15 protein-coding genes and 2 tRNA genes are annotated in these 22,969 nt (G+C 73.8%); 8 read left to right on the forward strand and 9 right to left on the reverse strand.

What is annotated here, in order from left to right; all coding sequences use genetic code 11:
- From SLAV_RS07770 to SLAV_RS07785, 4 genes are all read right to left on the reverse strand, one after another.
- Window positions 1-423: a hypothetical protein gene (locus tag SLAV_RS07770; RefSeq protein WP_030234866.1), complete on the reverse strand. Its 423-nt coding sequence runs from the start codon at window positions 421-423 to the stop codon at window positions 1-3.
- Window positions 424-507: 84 nt separating this feature from the next.
- A complete protein-coding gene (locus SLAV_RS07775) occupies window positions 508-1,809 on the reverse strand; it encodes a glycosyltransferase 87 family protein (RefSeq protein WP_063760334.1) in 1,302 nt (433 codons plus the stop codon).
- A gap of 224 nt (window positions 1,810-2,033) precedes the next feature.
- Window positions 2,034-3,749 (reverse strand): methionine--tRNA ligase, encoded by a 1,716-nt coding sequence (metG, locus tag SLAV_RS07780; RefSeq protein ID WP_030234871.1) that lies wholly within the window; start codon window positions 3,747-3,749, stop codon window positions 2,034-2,036.
- A gap of 312 nt (window positions 3,750-4,061) precedes the next feature.
- Window positions 4,062-6,164 carry a hypothetical protein gene (locus SLAV_RS07785; protein WP_234333746.1) on the reverse strand — a complete coding sequence of 701 codons (2,103 nt, stop codon included), beginning with the start codon at window positions 6,162-6,164 and terminating at the stop codon, window positions 4,062-4,064.
- A gap of 236 nt (window positions 6,165-6,400) precedes the next feature.
- Between SLAV_RS07785 and SLAV_RS07790 the strand changes: the two genes are divergently transcribed.
- The 4 genes from SLAV_RS07790 to SLAV_RS07805 all read left to right on the forward strand — a co-directional run bounded on the left by SLAV_RS07790 (window position 6,401) and on the right by SLAV_RS07805 (window position 14,226).
- Window positions 6,401-7,003 carry a sigma-70 family RNA polymerase sigma factor gene (locus SLAV_RS07790; RefSeq protein WP_234333747.1) on the forward strand — a complete coding sequence of 201 codons (603 nt, stop codon included), beginning with the start codon at window positions 6,401-6,403 and terminating at the stop codon, window positions 7,001-7,003.
- Entirely contained in the window at window positions 7,000-8,769 is a 1,770-nt protein-coding gene (locus SLAV_RS41780; protein WP_051841194.1) for a helix-turn-helix domain-containing protein, read from the forward strand. Before SLAV_RS07790 ends, SLAV_RS41780 begins: the two co-directional genes overlap by 4 nt.
- Before the next feature lie 166 nt (window positions 8,770-8,935).
- The gene (locus SLAV_RS07800) at window positions 8,936-12,580 is read left to right on the forward strand and encodes an AAA domain-containing protein (protein ID WP_030234882.1); all 3,645 of its coding nucleotides are present in this window, start codon (window positions 8,936-8,938) and stop codon (window positions 12,578-12,580) included.
- Complete coding sequence (locus SLAV_RS07805) at window positions 12,577-14,226, forward strand: phospholipase D-like domain-containing protein (protein WP_030234884.1); 1,650 nt, start codon at window positions 12,577-12,579, stop codon at window positions 14,224-14,226. The genes SLAV_RS07800 and SLAV_RS07805 overlap by 4 nt, the downstream gene beginning before the upstream one ends.
- A 129-nt stretch (window positions 14,227-14,355) precedes the next feature.
- Here SLAV_RS07805 and SLAV_RS07810 read toward each other — a convergent pair.
- The 3 genes from SLAV_RS07810 to SLAV_RS07820 all read right to left on the reverse strand — a co-directional run bounded on the left by SLAV_RS07810 (window position 14,356) and on the right by SLAV_RS07820 (window position 15,849).
- Window positions 14,356-14,443: transfer RNA gene (locus SLAV_RS07810), tRNA-Leu, on the reverse strand.
- Window positions 14,444-14,567: 124 nt separating this feature from the next.
- A tRNA-Leu gene (locus SLAV_RS07815) sits at window positions 14,568-14,652 on the reverse strand.
- Between the two features lie 255 nt (window positions 14,653-14,907).
- A complete protein-coding gene (locus SLAV_RS07820) occupies window positions 14,908-15,849 on the reverse strand; it encodes a beta-ketoacyl-ACP synthase III (protein ID WP_030234887.1) in 942 nt (313 codons plus the stop codon).
- Between the two features lie 206 nt (window positions 15,850-16,055).
- Between SLAV_RS07820 and fdhD the strand changes: the two genes are divergently transcribed.
- Window positions 16,056-16,898, forward strand: a complete 843-nt coding sequence (gene fdhD, locus SLAV_RS07825; protein ID WP_030234897.1) for a formate dehydrogenase accessory sulfurtransferase FdhD — start codon at window positions 16,056-16,058, stop codon at window positions 16,896-16,898.
- 22 nt (window positions 16,899-16,920) lie between these two features.
- Here the strand turns inward: fdhD and SLAV_RS07830 are convergent, their stop codons facing one another.
- Window positions 16,921-17,346 carry a hypothetical protein gene (locus SLAV_RS07830; protein WP_030234900.1) on the reverse strand — a complete coding sequence of 142 codons (426 nt, stop codon included), beginning with the start codon at window positions 17,344-17,346 and terminating at the stop codon, window positions 16,921-16,923.
- Window positions 17,347-17,355: 9 nt separating this feature from the next.
- Entirely contained in the window at window positions 17,356-18,408 is a 1,053-nt protein-coding gene (locus SLAV_RS07835; protein WP_030234901.1) for a bile acid:sodium symporter family protein, read from the reverse strand.
- A gap of 140 nt (window positions 18,409-18,548) precedes the next feature.
- On the opposite strand from SLAV_RS07835, the gene SLAV_RS07840 reads away from it, so the two are divergent.
- The 3 genes from SLAV_RS07840 to SLAV_RS07850 all read left to right on the forward strand — a co-directional run bounded on the left by SLAV_RS07840 (window position 18,549) and on the right by SLAV_RS07850 (window position 22,963).
- Window positions 18,549-19,400, forward strand: a complete 852-nt coding sequence (locus SLAV_RS07840; RefSeq protein ID WP_030234904.1) for a LysR substrate-binding domain-containing protein — start codon at window positions 18,549-18,551, stop codon at window positions 19,398-19,400.
- A gap of 297 nt (window positions 19,401-19,697) precedes the next feature.
- On the forward strand, window positions 19,698-21,521 hold the full coding sequence (locus SLAV_RS07845) for an AMP-dependent synthetase/ligase (protein ID WP_030234907.1): 1,824 nt from the start codon (window positions 19,698-19,700) through the stop codon (window positions 21,519-21,521).
- Window positions 21,522-21,688: 167 nt separating this feature from the next.
- Window positions 21,689-22,963: an ABC transporter substrate-binding protein gene (locus tag SLAV_RS07850; protein ID WP_030234909.1), complete on the forward strand. Its 1,275-nt coding sequence runs from the start codon at window positions 21,689-21,691 to the stop codon at window positions 22,961-22,963.
- The last annotated feature ends 6 nt before the right edge of the window (window positions 22,964-22,969 follow it).

Below are 22,969 nucleotides of genomic sequence, written 5' to 3' on the forward strand. Positions count from 1 at the left end.
TCAGTCGAAGGGGTCGATCTCGACGTGGCCGGGGGACGCCGAACAGACCTGCCACACCCGGTCCGTGCGGCGCAGGTCGAGGGAGTAGGCGACGGCGGGACCGTCGCCGTACCCGAGGTCGACGTTGACCGTGGCCTCCCCGCCGCTCTGGGTGGAGGAGACGATCCGGTGGCCGAACCGGGCACCGTGACGGTGCAGTTCCGCCCCCGGGTCGGTGGTGGCGCCCGCGCAGGGGGCTGCGGGCGCGCCGCCCCCCGTACCGACGCCGTCCAGGTACGCCTCCACGGCGCGGTACAGCGGGCTGCGCGCCGGATCGCCCGCCCGGACCAGGGCCGTCACCCCGAAGCCGACCGCCGAGAGCATCAGCAGCACACCCGCGACCAGCACCACCCTGCCGGTGCGGACCGGCCGTCCTGCGCGCACGATGCCTCCGTCGGCTCCGGGAAAACGGCTTGTCCCGGGAGGGACGCCGTGCGGCCCGCAGCCGTTCCCGGACGCACGGCGCGATCACCCGGCCCCGTGCCCGGCGGCGTCGCCGCACGCGAGGCCGCCGCCGTGGTCGGCCGGCCCGGATCCGCCGTGCGCGGCCCCGGCCCCGGCCGCGGCCGCCCGCGAGCGGGCCACGACCCGCGAAGGGACGCCGGCCTGCGCGCCCGCCCCGCGCGCCCACACCACCAGCAGCAACGGCAGCGCCAGGTAGCCGAACCGGCCCGCCGGGGCCAGCAGGAACGCCAGGGTCAGCCCCAGCGCGAGCCGGTCCGCGGCGGCGGCGAGCGTGCGGGGCGGGCGCACCCACAGGGAGAGCCCCACCCCCAGTCCGGCCAGGACCAGCAGGGCCACCGTCACGTGCCAGCCCCACGGGCCGAGTCCGGCGAGCAGGTGCCCCGGCAGGGGGCTGCTCGCCGGGGTCGGCACGTCCGCCCGGCCCGTCGGGAACGCGAACACCTGCCGCCACAGCTCCGTCGGCTGGAGCAGCGCCCCCGGGAGCACCAGCACCGCCGTGAGGGACGCGGCCACCACCGCGCAGCGCACCGCCGCCCGGGCGCCGCGCAGGGCGCCGAGGAGGGCGACGGCCACCGCCACGGCGGGCAGCGCGGTCCACTTCATGGCGCACGCCGCCGCGAGCGCCGCCCCGGCCACCGCCGGACGGCCCGAGGCGGCCGCCGCGAGCGCCAGGCAGCACAGCCCCGCCAGCGGCAGGTCCACCCCGCTCACCACCAGCGGAAAGGCCACCACCGGAGAGGCCACCAGCAGCGGGAGCAGCGGCGAGGGGGGAGTGCCGAGCATCCGGCGGCCGGCCCACAGCGAGGCGAACAGGGCCGCCCCGCACCAGATCCGGGCGTCGCCGAGGAGGCGGACCGCCCAGCCGTCGCCGCCGCCCAGCAGGGCGCGCGGGAGGCCGAGGAGGGCCATGCCGGGCAGGTAGGGGGTGTACTCACCGACTCCGGCGGGCTGCTCCACGTAGAGGCGTCCGGACTCCAGCAGGAGCCGCCCGGACCGTTCGATCACGCCCACCTCCGACTGGCCCTGACCGGTGAGGACCAGGTACAGCAGGGGCAGGACGACGGCTCCGGTCAGGGCCGCGGCGCGCGCCTGGCGCGGGTGGCCCAGGGCGGTGGCCCTGGCGGCCACCAGGTACCCCGCGGCCGCGCAGCAGCCCCACAGCCGGTGCGGGCCGAGCGCGGAGAACAGGGGGAACGCCAGCGCCCAGACGGCCGCGAGCAGCCAGCCGGCCGTCCACCGGGCGGCGGGCGGGGCGGGCAGGGGACGGGAGGCCGCGCGGGGGAGCGGGCGGGCGGAAGGGGTCATGGACCCATTCCAGCCGTGCGGCCCCCCTCGGGTCTGCACGCCCAGGCGGAGCCTTCGTGGTGGGGTTTTCCCTACCCCGGCCGCTCCCCCGCCCTCCCCGCCCCCGCCCCCTGCGCCGACCGCCGCCGCTCACGCCGAAGGGCGCGACCTCTGCAGGTCGCGCCCTTCGGGGGGCCGATGTCGGCGGGGCCGATGTCGGCGGGAGCCGGTGTCGGCGGGGCCGGTCAGGCCTCCGGGGAACCGCCGAAGCGGTCCCGGTAGGACTCCAGGTCCTCCTCGGTGACCCTCGCGAAGAGCACCGGCGGCACGGTGAACGGGGTCCCGGCCGGAACCGCGTCCAGCGCCTTGGCCTGCTCCGGGGTCACCCACGCCGCCGTGTCGTCCGCGAGGTCGAACGCGGAGCGCATGGCGCGCGCGGAGGCCGGGATGAAGGGCTCGGAGACCACCGAGTAGAGGTGGATGAGGTTCATCGCGGTGCGCAGGGTGAGGGCCGCGCCCTCCAGGTCGGTCTTGACCTCCAGCCAGGGGGCCTTCTCGTCGAGGTACGCGTTTCCGGCCGACCACAGGGCGCGCAGCGCGGCCGCCGCCTTGCGGTACTGGAGGGTCTCCATGTGGCCCTCGTACTCGGCGAGGAGCTCGGCGATCTGCTCGCCCAGCCTGGCCTCGGCCGCGCCGGCCGCGGTGCCCGCGGGGACCTCGTCGCCGAACTTCTTGCGGGAGAAGGTCAGCACCCGGTTGACGAAGTTGCCGAGGGTGCCGCCGAGGTCCTTGTTGACCGTGGCGGCGAAGTGCTCCCAGGTGAACGACGAGTCGTCCGACTCGGGGGCGTTGGCGATGAGGAAGTAGCGCCAGAAGTCGGCCGGGAGGATCTCCAGCGCCTGGTCGGTGAAGACGCCGCGCTTCTGCGAGGTGGAGAACTTGCCGCCGTAGTACGTCAGCCAGTTGAAGGCCTTGACGTAGTCGACCTTCTTCCACGGCTCGCGGGTGGCCAGCTGGGTGGCGGGGAACATCACCGTGTGGAACGGGACGTTGTCCTTCGCCATGAACTGGGTGTAGCGGACGTCCTCGGCCTCGTACCACCAGGCCTTGTAGTCGCGGTTCGCCGGGTCGAGGTCGGCCCACTCCTTGGTGGCGCCGATGTACTCGATCGGGGCGTCGAACCAGACGTAGAAGACCTTGCCCTCGGCGGCCAGTTCGGGCCAGGTGTCGGCGGGCACCGGGACGCCCCAGTCGAGGTCACGGGTGATGGCGCGGTCGTGCAGGCCCTCGGTCAGCCACTTGCGCGCGATGGAGGACGCCAGCTGCGGCCACTCCTCCTCGTGCTCGGCGACCCAGGCCTCGACCTCGTGCTGGAGCGCGGACTGCCGCAGGAACAGGTGCTTGGTCTCGCGGACCTCCAGCTCGGTGGAGCCGGAGATGGCCGAGCGGGGCTCGATCAGGTCCGTGGGGTCCAGGACGCGGGTGCAGTTCTCGCACTGGTCGCCGCGGGCCTTGTCGTAACCGCAGTGCGGGCAGGTGCCCTCGACGTAGCGGTCCGGCAGGAAGCGGCCGTCGACCGGCGAGTAGACCTGCCGGATCGCCCGCTCCTCGATGAAGCCGTTCTCCTGGAGCCTGCGCGCGAAGTGCTGGGTGATCTCGCGGTTCTGCGCGGAGGAGCTGCGGCCGAAGTAGTCGAAGGACAGCTCGAAGCCGTCGTAGACCGCCTTCTGGGCGTCGTGCGCCTGCGCGCAGAACTCGGCGACCGAGATCCCGGCCTCCTTGGCGGCGAGTTCGGCGGGGGTGCCGTGCTCGTCGGTGGCGCAGATGTACAGGACGTCGTGGCCGCGCTGGCGGAGGTACCGGGAGTACACATCCGCCGGAAGCATCGACCCGACCATGTTGCCCAGGTGCTTGATCCCGTTGATATAGGGAAGCGCGCTGGTGATCAGGTGTCGAGCCATCCTCGGATGCTCCATTCGTTTCATTTGTACGGGTTCATGCGTGACGGCGTGCCGTGACGGATTGTGATGCGGTTCATCGTATCGAACCGCCGAAAGGGCACGCGCCCGCATTTCGTCCGGGTGGACGTGACGCAAAAACAGCGAGGGCAGTGACCTCTGCGTCACGGCCCTCGCAATGGGCCCATGTTACAGCCGTGCCGCGGAGCCCAGGACCGGTGTCCGGGGTACGGGCGTCCCGTACGCGTCCCGTACCGGGCGGCGCCCTCCGGGTCCCGCGCCGGGTGCCTCCCCCGGCCGCTCGGTCACGGCCGCTCAGTCACGGCCGCCCGCCCCTCCGTCGAGGGCGGTGATCCGGGCGCCGCCGGTGAGCCGGCCCGTCAGGGAGACCGGGGCGCCCTCGGGTCCGGCGGGGGCGGTCAGGCTGCGGCCGTTCGCCTCCGCCCGGACGGCGCCGCCCGCGGTGATGGCGGCGACCTCGCGGCTCCCGGCGGCGAGCAGGTACCAGTGGCCCGCCGGGGAACGCCACCGGGTGCCCACGAGGAGGTGCCGGCCGAAGCGGCCGCAGGCGGCGGTGGACCGCGCCCGGACCACCTCCTGCGGGGGCCCGGCGGGCGGGCGCAGCCGTACGAGGACGTCGCCCGGGCCGGCCCAGCCGGAGGCCCGGGTGCAGCTCCAGGTGGCCCGGCCCGCGCCGTCGGGGAGTTCGGTGTCGGCGAAGTCCCAGACGTTCACGGCCCGGACGCCGGCGCCGCCCAGTTCGCGCAGTCCGCAGGCGCCCGGGGCCCAGGCCGCGCGGGCGGCCGCTCCGGTGGCCTCGCGGGGCTGCCGGGCGGGCACGGCGGCGGGGCCGTCGGGCAGCGGGATGTAGGTGAGGTGGACGGGGGTGAGCCCGCCCAGGTCGGCCAGGACGAAGGAGTGCTTCTCGACGATGCGCGGGGAGGAGGTCAGTTCGAGCGCGGGCCAGGTATCGCAGGCCCCGGTTGCGCGGGGGACGGCGGCGGGGGCCGTGACCCCGTCGGCGGCCACGGCCAGGGGCCGGGGCGCGTCCCCGGCGCGGAGCAGGTCGAGGGTGGCGGCGCCGGCGATCCAGGGGGCGAGCAGGTAGCGCGCGGCCGGGCCGCCCCGGTCCCGGGTCAGGGCGAGGGCGGCGGCGGTGGTGACGCCCGCCTCGTCGGTACGGGCGAAGTCGAGGGTGCGCGGGCCGCGCGGGCCCCGGGCGGCCTCGGTGTAGCGCACCACGCGGTCGCCGTCGAGCAGGAGCACGACCGCCGTCTCGGAGCCGGGCCCGTCCCCCCGCGTGCCCGCCCCGGGCACCTCCGCTGCCCCGGGCACCTGTGCCGCCGCCGACACGTTCCCGGCGTAGAGCAGCTGCGGCGGGTGCCCCGGCGGGTCGGTCGGGGTGCCGGGCGCGGCCGTCGTCCGGACCCCGCCGGGCCGGGCCGCCCAGACCCCGAGGGCGCGGGTGAGCAGGGCCCGGTCGGCGGTCCGGGAGCCCCGGGCGGGCCAGGCGGTGAAGTCCACGCGGGCGGTGTCGGCCCAGGCCTCCGCCGGGACCCTGGCCAGTCGGGCGGGGTCGAGCACCCCGGCGGCGACGGGTCCGGCGGCCGGCGCCGCTTCGGTGCGCGGGGGCGAGGAGTCGGCCGCGAGGACCCCGCAGACCAGGGCCAGTACGGCCGTAGCGGCCCACCCGGCGCGGACCCCGCGGCGGCGGCGCAGCAGGTCCGTGGGGCGGGCGCTGACCACGCTGGCGTCGAACTCCGGGTTCCGCAGGGTCGGCAGGAGCGTTTCCCCCACGGGTACGGCGAGCGCCTCGCGCACGGCGTCCGCCGCTCCGGCCGCGCCCGAGGCTCCGGCCGCACCCGCCGCGCCCAGCAGCCGGGCGACCGCCTCCTCGGGCAGTCCGTCGATCCGGTGCAGGACGAAGGCGGCCCGGACCGGGCCGGGCGCCTCCCCCAGCAGCCGGGCCGCCTCGTCGATGCCGCCGGCCGGGGGCCACAGCCGCAGCCCCCACACGTAGGGCGGGGTGGGCGGCCGGCCGGTCCGGGCCAGGAGGCGGCGGGGCCGCCCGGTGGGGGCGAGGACCGCGCGCAGGACGCGTACGCGCAGCTCCTCCAGGGGCCCGCCGGGGCTGTCGGGGCCGCCCGGCCCGCCGGGGTCGCGGCCGCCGGGCCCTCGGGGCAGGGCGTGCTGGACGGCGCGGTGCGCGAGGAGGACCCGGGTGTGCCGGCTCAGGGAGGGCGGGAGGGTCACGTAGGCAAGGCGGACCAGCCGGGGGTACTGCTCGACGAGTACCGCCTCGGCGCGCTCGAAGGCCGTCCGCCCCGGGGGCCCGGGCGGCGGCGCCGGGGGCGCGGGGGACACGGGCTCGGTCGGCCGGCCGGGCTGCCCGGAGCCGGATCGCGGTGTTGTGGCCACGGTCGGACAAACGAGTGAATCATGGGATGGTCACACGCGGTGTCGGCGACGGGTGCCCACGGTGGACGCGCCCCGCGTACCGGCATATGCGTACGCACTGGCAGGACCGCCGGCCGATCGATATCGATCACCAATCGATCATCACCGAACGTATTATTTCCAGGTTTCCTCTCTGCGCCCCCCGCGTGCGCCCGCGCTGCTTCCATGGACCCGCACAGGGGATGAGGTGGGGAACGGTGAGTGATGGCGGACCGGAGGAGTCCGGCGGGGCCGTGGGCCTGCCCAGCCGCAGGCGGCAGCCGACGCCCATGAGCCAGTGGGATCCGACCGCGCGCCTGTCGTACTGGGCCTTCCACGCCAACCGGCGGCCCCCGTACATGCGCTTCGCCTACCTCCAGCTCGGCTCGGACGCGGCCGCGGAGGACGCCGTGGACGCCGCCTTCGACTCGATCATGAACGAGTGGCACCGCATGCTGCACATGGACCGGCTCGACGCCTACGCCTGGACCGTGCTCAAGCGGCGCATCGTCGACTGGCAGCGGCGCCCCGGCCCCCGCCGCCACCGGCCCGAGCCAATGGACATCAGCGCCTTCGAGGCGGCCCTCAAGGAGGCCCACGCCGACCGGTACGAGGCGCTCACCGACACCATCCGCTTCTACTCGGCGGTCTCCCGCCTCGCCGAGCGCCAGCGCGACGCCGTGATGCTGCGCTACGGACTCCAGTGCACCCCCGGCGAGGCCGCCTCCGTGATGGGGGTCGACGAGGCCACCGTCCGCTCCCAGCTCGGCCAGGCCCACCGCCGCCTCGCCCGGCTCCTCGACGCGTCCGCCGGATCATGAGGCCCCACGAGACCGACGGCTCCCCCGGTGGGCGCCCGCGCCCGCTGGCCGAGTTCCTGGCCCGGGCGGGCGTGCGCGACCGCTACCCCCACTACGACCTCGGCGCGGCCGAGTCCCGGCTGCTGCGCCTCCCGCGCGCGCCCGGCGCGACCGCGGCGACGGCCGGGAACCGGCGCCGCCCCTTCGGCTGGAGCGACCCGGCCCGGGACCGTCCCCTCGACTCCGAACGGGCCCGCCGGGACCTCAAGGCCGCCTGCCTCGCCGTCGTCTGCGACCCCCGCGCCGCGCAGGACCTCGGGCGTTTCACCGACGGGCGGAGCGACCTGCCCGGAGCCCTGGTCTTCGGCTGCCTGCTGTACCTCGCCGGGCTGCGCGAGGGCTCCCGCTTCTGGTGGCAGTTCGCCGCGGGCTCCGGCAGCCCGCGCACCGCCCCCGCCGCGTACTGCCTCTTCCTCGACCACTCCCGCCGGGGCGAACACCACGACGCCCGGCTCTGGGCGCGGGAGCTGGGGCGGCGCGGCTTCCGCCCCGGCGGCCGCCGCGAGCTGCGCGAGGTACGGCTGTGCGCCCAGGCGGCCGTCCTGCGCTACGTCGACCAGTCCGACGACCCCGACCTGGGCCCGGTGCCGCTGCCCCGGGCGGGGCTGCCCGCGGTGCTCGACGCGTTCCTGCCGCCGCCCCCGCTCCCGGCGCGCCCGCCCGGCCCCGGACCGGGCCCGCTGCGACACCCCGCGCCGGCTCCGGCCGCGCGGGGGGCGGTCGTCCACGCCGACACGGGCGGGGCCCTGGCGGAGGCGCGGCGCGCACTGGCCGTCGTACGGGTCCTGGAGCGGCACCCCCTGGGGGTGCGGACCGCCCGGCTCGCACGCGACTCCGGCCTGACCGAGGCGGCGCTGCGCCCGCTGCTGGCCATGCTGTGCGAGGAGCAGTACGCCTACCGGCCGGGCGCGGGGGTGTACGCGCGCGGCCCGGCCCTGGACCGGCTCGCCGCCCCTGGCGGCACGGGCCTGGCGGGGCAGCTCCAGCGCACCCTCGGCCGGTACCCGGAGGGCGAGGTCCGGATCACGCGGACGGCGGGCGGGCCGGGGGCTGCGCCGGTGCGGGAGTGGGTGGACTTCCGTGCGGCCGTGCACGCCGGCGCGGTCGGCACGTGCCCGCTTGCCCGGCCCGACCCCACGGCCCGCCACCGCCCGGCCCGGCCGGCCCGGCCGGTCAGCGACGGCCGGACCCTGCTCGCCGCCCTGGACGCACTGACCCCCGGCACCCCCGTCTTCGACCTGCGCGAGTACTCCCCCGGGGCGGTCGGCGCGGCAGTATCGATCACCACCGAGGCCGCCGCCGGAAGCCTCGCGCTCTCGCTGCCCGCGGGCCACGCGCACCGGCTGCGCTCCGCGACCGAGGCCCTGCGCCGCAAGGCCGTACCGGTCCTGCTGGCCCTGCTCCTGTCCGGCGCCATCCCCCCGGATCCCGCCCCACCGCCCGCGCCCGCCCGCTCCGCCGGTCCGCCCGGTCCGGCGTCGGCGACCCGCATGACCCCGGAGACCCTGCGCCTGCTGGGCCGGCTCTTCCGCACCCCGCTGACCCGCGCCACCGCGCCGGAGGGCCCCCACCTGGTCAGCGACCCCGCGACGGCGGCGGCCTACCTCTTCGAGGCCGCCACCCCACCGGACCCCGACCGCCCCCGCCTCGCCCTCCCCCGCACCTTCACCCAGGTCGCCCCGGGCACCCTGCCCGCCCCGAACGGCCTGGTGGTCCTCCATATGTGACGGTTCATCAATTCGGGCCCGCATGACAGCCCAACGGAGCTGCGCGCATGTTCCCCAATCGGCCACAGCGGTTCCGCCGATGTGAGTAAGGTCATGTTTGAACCGCGGCACCCGGCCGGTTTGGCGCGGTGTCCGCTCACCCGCTCCCAATCCATGAGGTGGATGGATGGCGACTGCCAAGGTCGGGACCTTACTTCTGCGGAACAGGTACGAAATCACCGGAGGTCCGCACTCGGGCGACGGCGAATCCCAGGTCTGGGAAGCCTTCAGCGACGGCTACACGTACCTGCTCAAAACCTGGACCTACGAGGGCGGGCAACCGGACCGCGTGCAACGCGCCCTGTGGGACCAGGAGCTGCGGACCCTCTACAAGGTCGCGAGCAGCCCGAGGTCCGATGACGCCCTGGTCGTACTCAAGGACGCCGGCCTCGACCGGGAACACAACTGTTTCGTCATGGTCCTGGAGGCTCCGGGCTACGAGCGCGTCGCCGACGCGCTGCAGCGCCGGGCCCGCTACCCGTGGCTCTCCAACCGCGGAACGGCCGCGCGCGAACAGCTGTGGAGCGGTTTACGCCGCGTCGCCACAGGGCTGAACCTGCTCCACGAGCGGCAGGTACTGCACCGTGGCGTGAACGTCGACTCCCTCTTCTTCGACGAGGACCTCGGTGCCGAATCCCTTCGGCTCGGGGGCTTCGAATGGTCCGTCAAACTGGGCCGTCCGGTAGGGACCCAGCCCCCTGACGGCTGGCCGGTCCCACCCGAGCGCACCACGGGCGGCATGACCACCTGGCGGCAGGACGACGACTGGTTCGCCTTCGGCATCCTCTGCGCACGGCTGCTGCTCGACCTCGAACGCTTCACCACCAACCCCCCGCACGAACGCCACGCACGGGTTCTCCACACCATCGACACCGCCGTGCACGAGCTGACGGAGGCCGAGCGCAAACTGCTGCTCCACCTCGTCGCGGCGGACCCGCTGGAGCGGCTCACCGCGCCGTACGACATCATCAGCCGGATCCAGGACATCACCCGGGCACTGGCGAACCCCCTGCGCACCCAGCAGGAGGACGCACAGTACGTCCTGGCCCTCGATCTGCGGCGGCCGGAGTTCATCGACCACCTGATGGACAACGGACTGCGCGACCATCTGCGACTCGACCCCATGGGGACCTTCATCCCCATGGACCCGGTCCACCGCAAGGAGGCGTGCGAGTTCGTCCGCCAGGACCTGCAGAGGCCCCTCCTCTACGCCGTTCCGAACAGGCCCTACTTCATCCTGGTCGGAGGCAGGCTCTGTCTGAAGATCACGGCGCACCGGGGGAAGGACGGCACGTCCAGCTGGCAGGTCGCGGACTGCCGGACGGCCCAGCCGCTCCTGTTCAGCGAGGGCGACGACAGCTTCCGCGAACTTCCGCCGGGACGTGTCTTCGCCTACGCCAGGGACGAGGTCGCCCGGGACCGCACGATCGAGCAGAACGCCACGTCGTGGGAGCCCGTGCTGCCGAAGATCGACCGCAGTGCGCAGGTCTCGCGCGAGCTCGGCCGCTTCCACGAGTTCGTCCGCGTGAGCAACCAGATCGAGCTGCTCCTCCTCGACTCGCAGATCTTCCCGTACGAGGTGGTCCGCGGTCCGTGGCTGCAGGACGGCGTGGAGTGGGCCGTGGTCAAGGAGCGCCCGCGCCCGGAGGGACACGAGGTCTTCGAGGCGTTCCGGGTGGGCCTGATCGAGTTCCTGCAAAAGGAGGTGCAGGGCAGCGACCGTTCCAAGGTCATCCTCTCCGGAGCCCGCGACGGTGCTCGCCTGAACCTCCCGCCCCGCGACCCCCAGTCCGACGACGACGGCAACGTATGGCAGGTGGACGAGATGGATCAGGAGACCCATCTCGTCACACTCAGCCGCCAAGGCCTCAGCAAGGGGCGTGTGAAGCTGGAGAGGGAGGGATTCCTCCGCAGCGCCGGCATGCCCGGCCAGATCAGTCTGTTCCGGCGCCGCAAGAAGGCCATCGACGCTCTCGACCAGCACGGGTACCTCCTGCGGTCGCTGGCTTCACCGAGCCACGTCCGAATGGACACGGGGGCTTCCGAGCTTCCCGTCGAACTCGACCACGAACGGGTCGACGAGCCCAAGCGGGCCAGCATCGAAGACATCCTCCGGGTGCGGCCCATCTACACCCTGCAAGGGCCCCCCGGCACGGGCAAGACCACCCTCGTCGCCTGGCTCCTGCGCGAGATCCTCACCGAGGATCCCGTCGTCCAGGTACTGGTCACCGCCCAGGCCCACGGAGCCGTCGACGTGCTCAGGTCGAAGGTCGGTGAGGCGTTCCAGGACGTACCGGAAACCGACAGGCCGTTGCAGATCCGGCTGCGGGGGCCGCACAAGGCCGGAACCGCGTTGCCGGAGGACGGCGTCGAAGGCGTGGCGAGGCAGGTGCTCCAGCGCAGCATCTCCCAGCTCAGTGCCGTGAGTTCGCCCAGCACGGTGCAGCTCGCATGGCTGGACGACGCCAAGGCCATGGTGGGTGAGATCAACATGATGCAGGACCAGGGGGACCTCGGCCGTCGTTCGTCGGACTTCGTCGAGCTGGTCAAACGCGGTGCGAACCTCACGTACTGCACGACGAGCGCGGGCGACCTGGTCGCCCTCGCCGCGGGCCAGGCGTTCGACTGGTCGATCGTCGAGGAGGCGGGCAAGGCCCACGCGTTCGACCTCGCGCTGCCGTTGCAGGCAGGCCACCGCTGGTTGCTTATCGGGGACCACAAACAGCTGGATCCCTACCGGTACGAGGACTACCAGCAGGGGATCGAAAAGCTGGACCCGGTGGCGCAGACCCTCGGCCGGCTCAAGCCGAGGGCGTCCAGCCTGCTCGACCAGGACTGGCTCGACTCGTGGGAGCGGCGCAGCCAGGCGGACCGGGACGAGTTCCGCGAGTACGCCAAGGAATGGCTGAAGACCTTCCACCGCCTGTACGAGTACTGCGCCGTGGCCGCGGGGGCCGACCGTCTCGTCACGGACACCGAGGCCAAGGGCGCGTCCGCGGGACAGCTGATCGGCCAGCACCGCATGCACCCGAACATCGGTCGGCTCATCTCCGAGGCCTACTACCAGGGGCGGCTGGTCAACCGCACGCTGGACCCGGCGGGCGCGCCGGTGGAGCGCGTGCGGCACGGTTTCCAGACCCCGGAGGGCATCCGTGACCGGGCCGTGGTCTGGCTCGACGTGCCGTGGTGCCGCGACGACCCCACCACCCGTGAGGTCGGCCCGGACAGCGGCCAGTCGCGGTACACCAATCCGGCGGAGGCGCGAGCGCTCGCCAACTTCCTCCGGGCCCTGGGACCGGACGGCGGGTGTCAGGGCAAGCTCGCCGTACTGGCCCCGTACGCGCGGCAGGTGAGCCTGCTCAGCCAGCGGTTGCGCGGCACTCACCTGCCCGCGGGACTACAGGTCCAGCTCGGTCTCAAGGCCGAGGCGATCGACGGCAACCGGTTCCCCACCCACACCGTCGACTCCTTCCAGGGCAACCAGGCGGACGTCGTCGCCATCAGCCTGGTGCGCAACAACGAGGAGGAGATCGGCCGCGGCCTGGGGTTCCTCGACGACCCGGGCCGGATGAACGTCCTCCTGTCGCGGGCGGAACGCCTGCTGATCCTCGTCGGTTCCTGGAAGTTCTTCCACCACCAGGTGCAGGCGGTGCCCCTCGCGGACGAGTCCCAGCCGCTGTGGTCCTTCAAGAAGATCGTCACCCTGCTCGAAGAGTGGTTCGGCGACGGCCGGGCCGTACGCATCGAGGCTGACCTCAGGGAGCACTCGTGATCGTCCTCATTCCCGTGAGCATGTTCAGCGTCAACTTCAGCGTGGCCCGGGGCCGCCCGTACAGCCGTCTGGAGCGGCGGGTCCTCGAAGAGATCGGCGCACGGGCCGATGTCACCCCCCACCAGGGCGCGACCCTGACCTCGCTGTGCGACACCTTCCAGGTCCACGAACGGCTGATGGTCGAAGCCGTGGTGACCCTCGTCGGTGCCGGCTGGGTCGCCGTCACCAGCGGCCGGGAGGCCGCCTTCGTCCTCACCGACGAAGGTCAGCAGGCGTGTTCGTCCGGAAAGGAACCGGCGTCGGTCGTCGTGGCTCCGGCCGCGCCGTGCACCCTGGTCTTCGACCGGACGGCAGGACAGCTGGCCAGACGTGGTGAAGTACTGACCGTCCCGAAGCAGGAAGCACGGCTCGACCTCAATCCGTCCACTCCGGTCCGCATCCTGCGGGCCGCGCTGGACGAGTCCCAGATCCAGAAGCTGCTCCCGCGGAACAGCGGCGAGTGGGTCCGCAGCATCGGGCGGCCCCGGCTCGTGACGTTCAGGCGCTATCTGCCCGTGCGCGTCGACCTCGCCGACCGGGCCATCACCGGGCTCCCCCGAGGCTGGCACCAGGCGCTGTCGAACGAGATCCTGGCCGTGGCGCACACCAGGCAGGAGGAGTCGGAGGAAGCCCGGGTTTCCTTGCCGGCGCCCCGCGCCACCGCCAGGACGGAATCACTCCCGGCAGCGGTTCCGGCATCCACCACCGCCCCGTCGCGTCGGCCGACGCCCCTGAGCATCCCGGGGCGCAAGCTCCCGGCCGCCGTGTCGGCGTCCCCCCGACCGGGCACCTCCTTCCCCTGGCTGGACGAGGCCGATCCCGGCGTCAACGGCTCCGACGGTCCCACCGATCAATCGACCGTGGCGACCCTGTTCTCGGAGGTGTCCGGCGAGGAGGCCCATCAGCTCTTGATCAACGAGGCACTGGCCACGGCCACCCGACACGTCCTGATCGCCTCGCCCACCGTGAGCGTGGAGCGCCTGTCGAAGCTCGGCGAGGCCGTCCAGGCGGCGGTGACACGAGGCGTTCGAGTGGACCTCCTCTACGGCGACACGGAGGACGGAACGACCCCGAAGCGCGTCGTCGACCTGGTGCACCGGATCGGTTACCACGCCGCGGAGCGTCTGGGCCGCGACCTCCTGAAGCCCGCCAGGCAGCCGACGGGCAGCGGTGCGGGCCTTCTGATCTTCGACGGGAGGAACGGAGCGCTCGAAGCGGTCATCGGCGACTACGCGTGGACCGGCACACCCGGAGACCGGCCCGCGCGCTCCGTCCACGTGAGCGGAACCGAGTTCATGGCCCAGGTGGCACGAGCGGCCGCGGGCCTGTGGACGTGGAGCGACGATCCCGACTCCGCCGACCGCTGGCGTCGTGTGGCGGACCTCTGCCAGGACGACACGGCCGTCTCCGACGCTCGGGGGGACGACGTGGAGGACCAGGTGCTCGCCGAGCTGATCGTGGACGACGAGCACGCCCGGATCCCCCGGGAAGGCGACGCAGGTGCCCTCCGGATCGGCGGCTCGCGCCGACACGAGAACGGGCCCGCAGCGGGCATCCGGGGTATCTCGGCCGTGATCCGCCGCCAGGAGGGCCGGGGCACTCCGTGAGAACGCCTCCCGCGCCGCCACGGGCGGCGCGGGAGGGCGCCCGGGCCGTCCGCCCCGGGCCGTGGCGCCGGTCGGACGGTGACTTCACCGCCGGAAAAGAGAAGAACCCCACCGAAGTGGGGTTCCCGCTGGTGTCCGAGGGGGGACTTGAACCCCCACGCCCGATAAAGGGCACTAGCACCTCAAGCTAGCGCGTCTGCCATTCCGCCACCCGGACAGGTGGTCGGCCCCGGTTTCCCGCGGCGACACGGAGAACTTTACCAAGGCCTCGGAGTACTGTTGACCAGGCCTTTCACCCCCGGAAACGCAAAAGAACCCCACCGAAGTGGGGTTCCTGCCGGTGTCCGAGGGGGGACTTGAACCCCCACGCCCGATAAAGGGCACTAGCACCTCAAGCTAGCGCGTCTGCCATTCCGCCACCCGGACAGGTGATCTGCCCCGGTTTCCCGCGGCGACATGGACAACCATAGCAAAGGATCGGCGGGGCTCCGACCACTTATCCGGGGGGCCGCCGGTCCGACGCGCCGCGCTGACCTGCGGGCATGCGTGACCGGCGACGGCGAGACGGGTCGTCTCGGGTGGTTGCCGGCGGCTCGCCGGGAGCCCGTCGCGGTACGGGCGCGGGCGAGGCCCGCCCCGGGTGGGACGGGCCTCGTGCGTGGCTGTACGGGTGTGCCGCGGCTAGGGGCAGTGGATGACCTGGCCCGCGTACGAGAGGTTGCCGCCGAAGCCGAAGAGCAGGACCGGGGCGCCGGAGGGGATCTCGCCCCGCTGGACCAGCTTCGAGAGGGCCATCGGGATGCTGGCCGCCGAGGTGTTGCCGGAGTCGACGACATCGCGGGCGACGACGGCGTTCACGGCGCCGATCCTGGCCGCGAGCGGCTCGATGATCCGCAGGTTCGCCTGGTGCAGGACGACCCCCGCCAGGTCCTCGGGGGTGATCCCGGCCTTCTCGCAGACCTTCCGGGCGAGCGGCGGGAGCTGGCTGGTGGTCCAGCGGTAGACCGACTGGCCCTCCTGTGCGAAGACCGGCGGGGAGCCCTCGATGCGTACGGCGTGGCCCATCTCCGGCACCGAGCCCCACAGGACGGGGCCGATGCCCGGTTCCGCGGCGGCTTCGACGACGGCCGCGCCCGCGCCGTCGCCGGTCAGCACGCAGGTGGTGCGGTCGGTGTAGTCGGTGATCTCGGTCATCTTGTCGGCGCCGATGACCAGGGCGCGGGTCGCGGCACCGGCCCGGATCGCGTGGTCGGCGGTGGCCAGGGCGTGGGTGAAGCCCGAGCAGACGACGTTGATGTCCATCACCGCGGGCGCTCCGCCCATGCCCAGCTTCGCGGCGACCCGCGCGGCCATGTTGGGGGAACGGTCGATGGCGGTGGAGGTGGCCACCAGGACGAGGTCGATGTCGTCCGGGGTCAGGCCGGCGTTCGCGAGGGCCTTGCCGGCGGCCTGGTAGGCCAGCTCGTCCACGGGCTCGTCGGGGCCCGCGACGTGCCGGGTCCGGATGCCGACGCGCGACCGGATCCACTCGTCGTTGGTGTCGACCATGGCCGCGAGGTCCTCGTTGGTGAGCACTTTCGCGGGCTGGTAGTGCCCTAGCGCCACCACGCGTGAACCGGTCATGGGCGGGGTCCCCCTCTGTACGGCGGTCAGGAATTACCCAGCTTTGCCTGCTACCGGTGGGTACGGGTGCGCGTGACCCGACAGGATTCCTGCACCGTAATTTGGAGAATTCCGAGCAACTTCCTGCCGGGAGCCCCGCGGGCCGCGGATCCGCGAGAATGTCCTCGTCAAGAGCACGTCGAGGACGGAACGGGTGGCTGATCGCCATGGGACGGGTCACCGAGCGGCGCCGGGTCGTACGGATCCGGGGCGGGGCGGTCGGGGCGCGCCCCGACACGCTGGTCGCGGAGGAGCCGCTGGAGATCCGGCTCAACGGAAAGCCGCTGGCCATCACGATGCGCACCCCGGGTGACGACTTCGCGCTGGCGGTGGGCTTCCTCGCCAGCGAGGGCGTGGTCGCGCACGCCTCGGACGTCCAGGCCGTCACCTACTGCGAGGGCGCGACCGAGGACGGTTCCAACACGTACAACGTGGTCAACGTGCAGCTGGCGCGCGGAGTGCCGGTGCCCGACATCACGCTGGAGCGGAACGTCTACACCACCTCCTCCTGCGGTCTGTGCGGCAAGGCCAGCCTGGACGCGGTCCGTACGGCGACCCGTTTCCCGGGGCTCGCCGCCGACCCGGTGCGGGTGGGGGCCGACCTCCTCGGCGAGCTGCCCGACCGGCTGCGCGCGGCGCAGAAGGTCTTCGACCGCACGGGCGGGCTGCACGCGGCCGGGCTGTTCTCGGCGGAGGGGGAGCTGCTCGACGTACGGGAGGACGTGGGGCGGCACAACGCCGTGGACAAGATCGTCGGGCGGGCGCTGCAGGCGGGGCGGCTGCCGCTGGCCGGTGCGGTGCTGCTGGTGTCGGGCCGGGCCTCCTTCGAGCTCGCGCAGAAGGCCGTCATGGCCGGGATCCCGGTCCTGGCGGCGGTCTCGGCGCCGTCCTCGCTGGCGGTGGACCTGGCGCTGGAGTCCGGGCTGACCCTGGTGGGCTTCCTTCGGGGCCCGGACATGAACATCTACGCGGGCGAGCACCGCATCGTGCTGCCCGCGGGTCGGCAGTAGGCGCGCCGGCGCTCGACAGGGCCTAGCGGCGGCGGCCCCGGCGCGGGGTGGTGGGCTCCTTCGGGGCCGGGGGGTCGATGCGGTGCAGCTCCAGGGTGTCGGGGAGCGGGGTGCTGCCGGGACCTCCGGACCGGGCCCAGTCGATGATCTCGTCGGTCGCGGTGTCGTCGAGGGCCCAGCCGAACCAGACGGCCCGGGCGCCCCGGCTCCGGGCCTCGCTGGTGGGCTGGACCACGATCACGTTGGCCTGCGCGCACGGTCCGAGGCAGTCGCTGGTACGGACCGCCAGCCGGCCCCCGGACGCGGCGGCGGCCTCCCGCAGCCGGGCGAGCTGGCCGGCGTGGTCGGAACCGGGGTTCTTGCGGGGGTCACCGCAGCAGCAGCCGCGGCAGACCACCAGGGTGCAGGGGCGCGGGGCGTGGGCGGCGAGCGGGCGTATCCAGGTCACCGCCGCACGTTACCGGCCCTGCGGCGCCGGGTGTTGGGCCGGGGGCGAGACCTCCGCCACACGCCCCGGGGGGAGTTCGCCCCCGACGGCCTCGGGGTCCCGCGCGCGGCGGCGGGCCAGGACCGCGCAGACCATCAGCTGCATCTGGTGGAACAGCATCAGCGGGAGCACCGCGAGTCCGGCCTGGGCGCCGAACAGGACGCTGGCCATGGGGAGTCCGGCGGCGAGGCTCTTCTTCGACCCGGCGAACTGGATGGCGATCCGGTCCTCGCGGCCGAATCCGAGGCGTCCGGCCCCGTACCAGGTGACGAGGAGCATCACGGCGAGGAGTACGGCCTCCACCGCCAGCAGCGCGCCGAGGTGCGGGAGGCTGACCCGGTGCCAGACCCCGGCGGCCATGCCCGCGCTGAAGGCGGCGTAGACGACGAGCAGGATCGAGCCGCGGTCGACGTAGCCGAGCGCCTTCTTATGGCGGACCAGGAAGCCGCCGACCCAGCGGCGCAGGGCCTGGCCGAGGAGGAAGGGCAGCAGCAGCTGGACGACGATCTTGACGAGGGAGTCCGGGGAGAAGCCTCCCGCGTCGGCGCCGAGGAGGCCGGCGGCAAGGAGGGGGGTGAGGACGATGCCGGCGAGGCTGGAGAAGGAGCCGGCGCAGATCGCGGCGGGGACGTTGCCCCGGGCGATGGAGGTGAAGGCGATGGAGGACTGGACGGTCGAGGGGACCAGGCACAGGAAGAGCAGGCCGCTGTAGAGGGGCTGGGTCAGCAGGGTGGGGACGAGGCCGCGGGCGGCCAGGCCGAGCAGCGGGAAGAGGACGAAGGTACAGGCCAGCACGGTGACGTGGAGGCGCCAGTGGCGCAGCCCGTCGAGGGCCTCGCGGGTGGAGAGCCGGGCCCCGTAGAGGAAGAAGAGCAGGGCGACGGCGGCGGTGGAGGCGCCGTCGGCGACGGTGGCGGCCGGGCCCCGGGCCGGGAGCAGCGCGGCGAGGCCCACGGTGGCGAGCAGCGCCAGCACGTACGGGTCCAGGGGCAGCCGGGCGGGGAGGCGGGGGCGGCGTCGCATGGGCGGTGTCCACTCGCTGTCGGTCGGGGCGGGGGTGCGCGGACGGAAGGGGGTCCTCCGTTCATGCTGGCGGCTGCGCGGTCATCGGGAAACACGCATACCGCACTGACTGCCATCACGAACCGCAATAGGCTGGTCCCATGTACGACCCCGTTCAGCTGCGGACCTTCCTCACCGTGGCCCAGACGCTCAGCTTCACGCAGGCCGCGGCCCGGCTCGGCGTCCGGCAGTCCACGGTCAGCCAGCACGTGCGGCGGCTGGAGGAGGCCACGGGGCGGACGCTGTTCGCCCGGGACACGCACAGCGTCGGGCTCACGGAGGACGGCGAGGCGCTGCTGGGCTTCGCGCGGACCATCCTGGAGGCGCACGAGCGGGCGGCGGCCTTCTTCGCGGGGACGCGGCTGCGCGGGCGGCTGCGGTTCGGGGCGTCGGAGGACTTCGTGCTGACCCGGCTCCCGGAGATCCTGGAGGGGTTCCGGCACGAGCATCCGGAGGTGGACCTGGAGCTGTCGGTCGAGCTGTCGGGGACCCTGCACGAACGGCTGGACGCGGGGCGCCTGGACCTGGTCCTGGCCAAGCGGCGCGGGCCGGAGGACGAGCGGGGCCGGCTGGTGTGGCGGGACCGGATGGTGTGGATCGGGGCGGAGGGGGTGCGCGTGGACCCGGAGCGTCCGGTGCCGCTGATCGTCTTCCCGCCGCCGGGCATCACCCGGGCACGGGCCCTGGAGGTGCTGGAGCGGGAGGGGCGGGCGTGGCGGATCGCGTGCACGAGCGGCAGCCTGAGCGGTCTGATCGCGGCGGCCCGTGCCGGGCTCGGGGTGATGGCGCACACCCGGGGGCTGATCCCGCCGGGGCTGGTGCGGGTGGGCGGGCTGCCGGAGCTGGGGCCGGTGGAGTTCGCCCTGCTCCAGGGGCGGCGCCCGACCCCGGCGGCCGAGGCGCTGGCGGCCGCGGTCCTGGCGGGCGGCGACCGCCTCAGCCGGCCGGCGTAGGGCGGCGGCCTCTGCCGCGCCGGGCCGGGCCGGGCCGGGCCGGGCGGCGTCGCGTCGCGTCGCGCCGTTCTGTTCCGTGCCGCGCCGCGTCTCGGCTCTCCCGGCAGGCCGTCGCCGTCGTCCGCGCTGCGGGTCGGGACGGCGGACCGGGTGACGCTCCTGCGGGCCACGGTCGCACGAGTGCGCAGGTGGCGGGGCATGGCGCGCGGGGGGATCTTGTGGAGGTTTCCGCAGGGGTGCCGGGGGGCGGGGCCGGTGGGGTAGCGTCGCGGCGCCCGGCAGGAGAGGAGCGGAATGTTGCGCGAGTTCGGCGTTCCACCCGTGGTCACGGGCCCTGTGGTCGGCGGACTGGCCGACTGCGTCTTCCGGTACGCCGGGGAGGAACCCGAACGGGTGGTGCTCGGGCGCAAGGTGGACGGCGTCTGGCGGGACGTGACCTCCGGGGAGCTGGCCGCCGAGGTGCTGGCGCTCGCCAAGGGGCTGCTGGCGCGGGGGATCGGGTTCGGGGACCGGGTCGCCGTGATGTCCCGTACCCGCTACGAGTGGACCCTGTTCGACTTCGCCCTGTGGGCGATCGGCGCCCAGCCCGTCCCCGTCTACCCGACGTCCTCGGCGGAACAGGTGCACTGGATCCTCTACGACTCCGGCTGCGCCGCCTGCGTCGTGGAGGACGAGGACCAGGCCATGACGGTCGGCTCGGTGATCGAGCGGCTGCCGGGGCTGCGCCTGCTGTGGCAGCTCGACGCGGGGGCGGTCGCGGAGCTGGTGGAGGCGGGCCGGTCGGTGGACGGGGACGTGGTGCACCGGCACCGCCGGGCCGTGACCCCGGACGCGGTCGCCACCGTCATCTACACCTCGGGCACCACGGGCCGGCCCAAGGGCTGCGTGCTCACCCACGCGAACTTCATGTTCGAGGCGGACACCCTGGTGGACCGCTGGGAGTCGGTGTTCCGCAGCGGATCGGGCGAGCAGCCGTCGACGCTGCTCTTCCTGCCGCTGGCCCACGTCTTCGGGCGGATGGTGGAGGTGGCCGCCGTACGGGCCCGGGTCAAGCTGGGGCACCAGCCGGTGCTCGCCGCCGCCGAACTGCTGCCGGACCTCGCGGCCTTCCGGCCGACCTTCGTGCTGGGGGTCCCGTACGTCTTCGAGAAGGTGTTCGCGGCGGCCCGCCGCAAGGCGGAGGCGGAGGGGCGCCGGGGCCCCTTCGACCGGGCGGTGGACACGGCGGTGCGGTACGCGGAGGCGCGCGAGCAGAAGGCGTTCGGTACCGGGCCGGGGCCGTCGGCGGGGCTGCGGATGGAACACCAGCTCTTCGAGAAGCTGGTGTACGGGAAGGTGCGCGAGGCACTGGGCGGCCGGGTCCGGCACGCGATGTCGGGCGGGTCGGCGATGTCGCGGCGGCTGGGGCTGTTCTTCGACGGTGCCGGGATCACGGTGTTCGAGGGGTACGGGCTGACCGAGTCCTGCGCCGCCGCGACGGCGAACCCGCCGGGGGCGACGAAGTACGGGACGGTGGGGCGGCCGATCCCCGGCAGCACCGTGCACATCGCGGACGACGGGGAGGTGTGGCTGCGCGGCGCGCACGTCTTCTCGGGGTACCTCAACGACCCCCGGGCCACGGAGGAGGTGCTGCGCGGCGGCTGGCTGGCGACGGGGGACCTGGGGCGCCTCGACCACGACGGGTACCTGACGATCACCGGGCGCAAGAAGGAGATCCTGGTGACCTCCAACGGCAAGAGCGTGGCGCCGGCCGCGCTGGAGGAGCGGGTGCGTTCGCATCCGCTGGTGTCGCAGTGCGTGCTGGTGGGCAACGACCGGCCGTTCATCGCGGCGCTGGTGACCCTGGACGTGGAGGGGATGGCGCACTGGCTGTCGATGCGCGGGCTGCCGCAGCGGCCCGCGGAGCAGCTGGTGGGCGACCCGGAGCTGGCGGCGGAGGTGCGGCGGGCGGTGGTGGCCGCCAACACGCTGGTCTCGCAGGCGGAGGGGATCCGGGCCTTCCGGGTGCTGCCGGGGCAGTTCACCGAGGAGCGCGGGCTGCTGACGCCGTCGCTGAAGCTGAAGCGGCGGGCGATCGAGAAGGCGTACGCGCGGGAGGTCGCGGAGCTCTACCCGTCCTGAGGCGGGGGCCGCGGAGCTCTGCCCGTCCTGAGTCGGGCGGCCGCGAAGAGCTCCGCGGGAGCCTGCGCACCTTACCTGACGGGCCGCCATTTCATTCCGTCACTCATATTGACGGTCCGTCAGGTCGCCCACAGAATGCGGGGATTCCTACCGGAGGGGTCCTCACCATGTCGCGAACCGTCCGCGCCCTGGCCGCCGTGGCGGCCGCCCTCGCGCTCGTCTGCGCCTGCAACTCCGCCTCCACCTCCCAGGGCCCCGCTCCCGGCGGGCCGTCGGACCGGGCCGGGAACGCGCGCGGGGTGAGCGCGGACTCGATCAAGGTCGGCGGCATCGTGTCGATGACCAGCGCGAGCGGTTACAGCAAGAAGGACACCGACCTCGGGGCCCGGGCCCGGTTCCTGAGGGCCAACGCCGAGGGCGGCGTCGCCGGGCGCAGGATCGACTACATCGGCGCGGAGGACGACGGCCAGGACCCGGCGAAGAACCTGGCGGCGGCCCGCAAGCTGGTCCAGCAGGACAAGGTCTTCGCGGTCTCCCCCATGAGCTCGGTGACCTTCTCCGGCGCCGACTTCCTGCAGAAGGAGAAGGTCCCCACGTTCGGCTGGGGCACCCTGCCGTCCTTCTGCGGGCCGGAGTACACCTACGGGTTCAACGGCTGCCTGGTCCCCTCCCCCGGCGGCACCCTCAACCAGACCTGGCCCGAAGGCATCGGCCGGGTGCTCGGCGGGGCCCGGGGCAAGTCGGTCGCCATCATCGCCAACGACAGCGACGCCGGGAAGTTCGGGATCCGCACCTTCCAGCAGGGGTTCGCCGCCGCCGGGTTCACGGTGTCCTACGCCAAGGCCTCCGTACCGGCCACGGCCGTACCCAGCGACTGGTCGGCCTACGTCAAGGAGCTCCTGGCCGGCCCCGACGGGAAGGCCCCGGACGCCGTGGTCTCCGTCATGCAGACCCCCAACAACATCGGGCTGTTCACCGCGCTCAAGCGGGCCGGCTACCGGGGGGTGCTCACCGACCCCACGGACTACGACCCGGGGCTCCTCGCCAAGGACGCCACCAAGCAGGCCCTCGACGGGGTCTACGTGCTGCTCCAGTTCCAGCCCTTCGAGTCCGCGGACCCGCGGATGGAACGGTTCAAGGCCGACATCAAGGCGGCGGCGGGCGGACAGGACTCGCCGCCGCTGAACATGCACATGCTCACCGGGTACATGTCGGCCGACCTGTTCCTGTCCATCGCCGCGAAGGCGGGCCGCGACCTCACCGTGGAGTCCTTCCAGGCCGCCGCCCGGGGCTTCTCCGACACGGGGACCCTGGTCGGCGACCGGTCGGAGCCCAAGGGCCAGAAGGACAGCTTCGGCTGCGGCGCGCTGGTGCGGCTGAAGGACGGGGCGTACGAGGTGGCCGTGCCGTTCGCCTGCCACGAGCCCATCCCCTTCAAGTAGGGGCCC

The sequence above is a fragment of the Streptomyces lavendulae subsp. lavendulae genome (assembly GCF_002803845.1).
Classification (GTDB): Bacteria; Actinomycetota; Actinomycetes; order Streptomycetales; family Streptomycetaceae; genus Streptomyces; species Streptomyces lavendulae.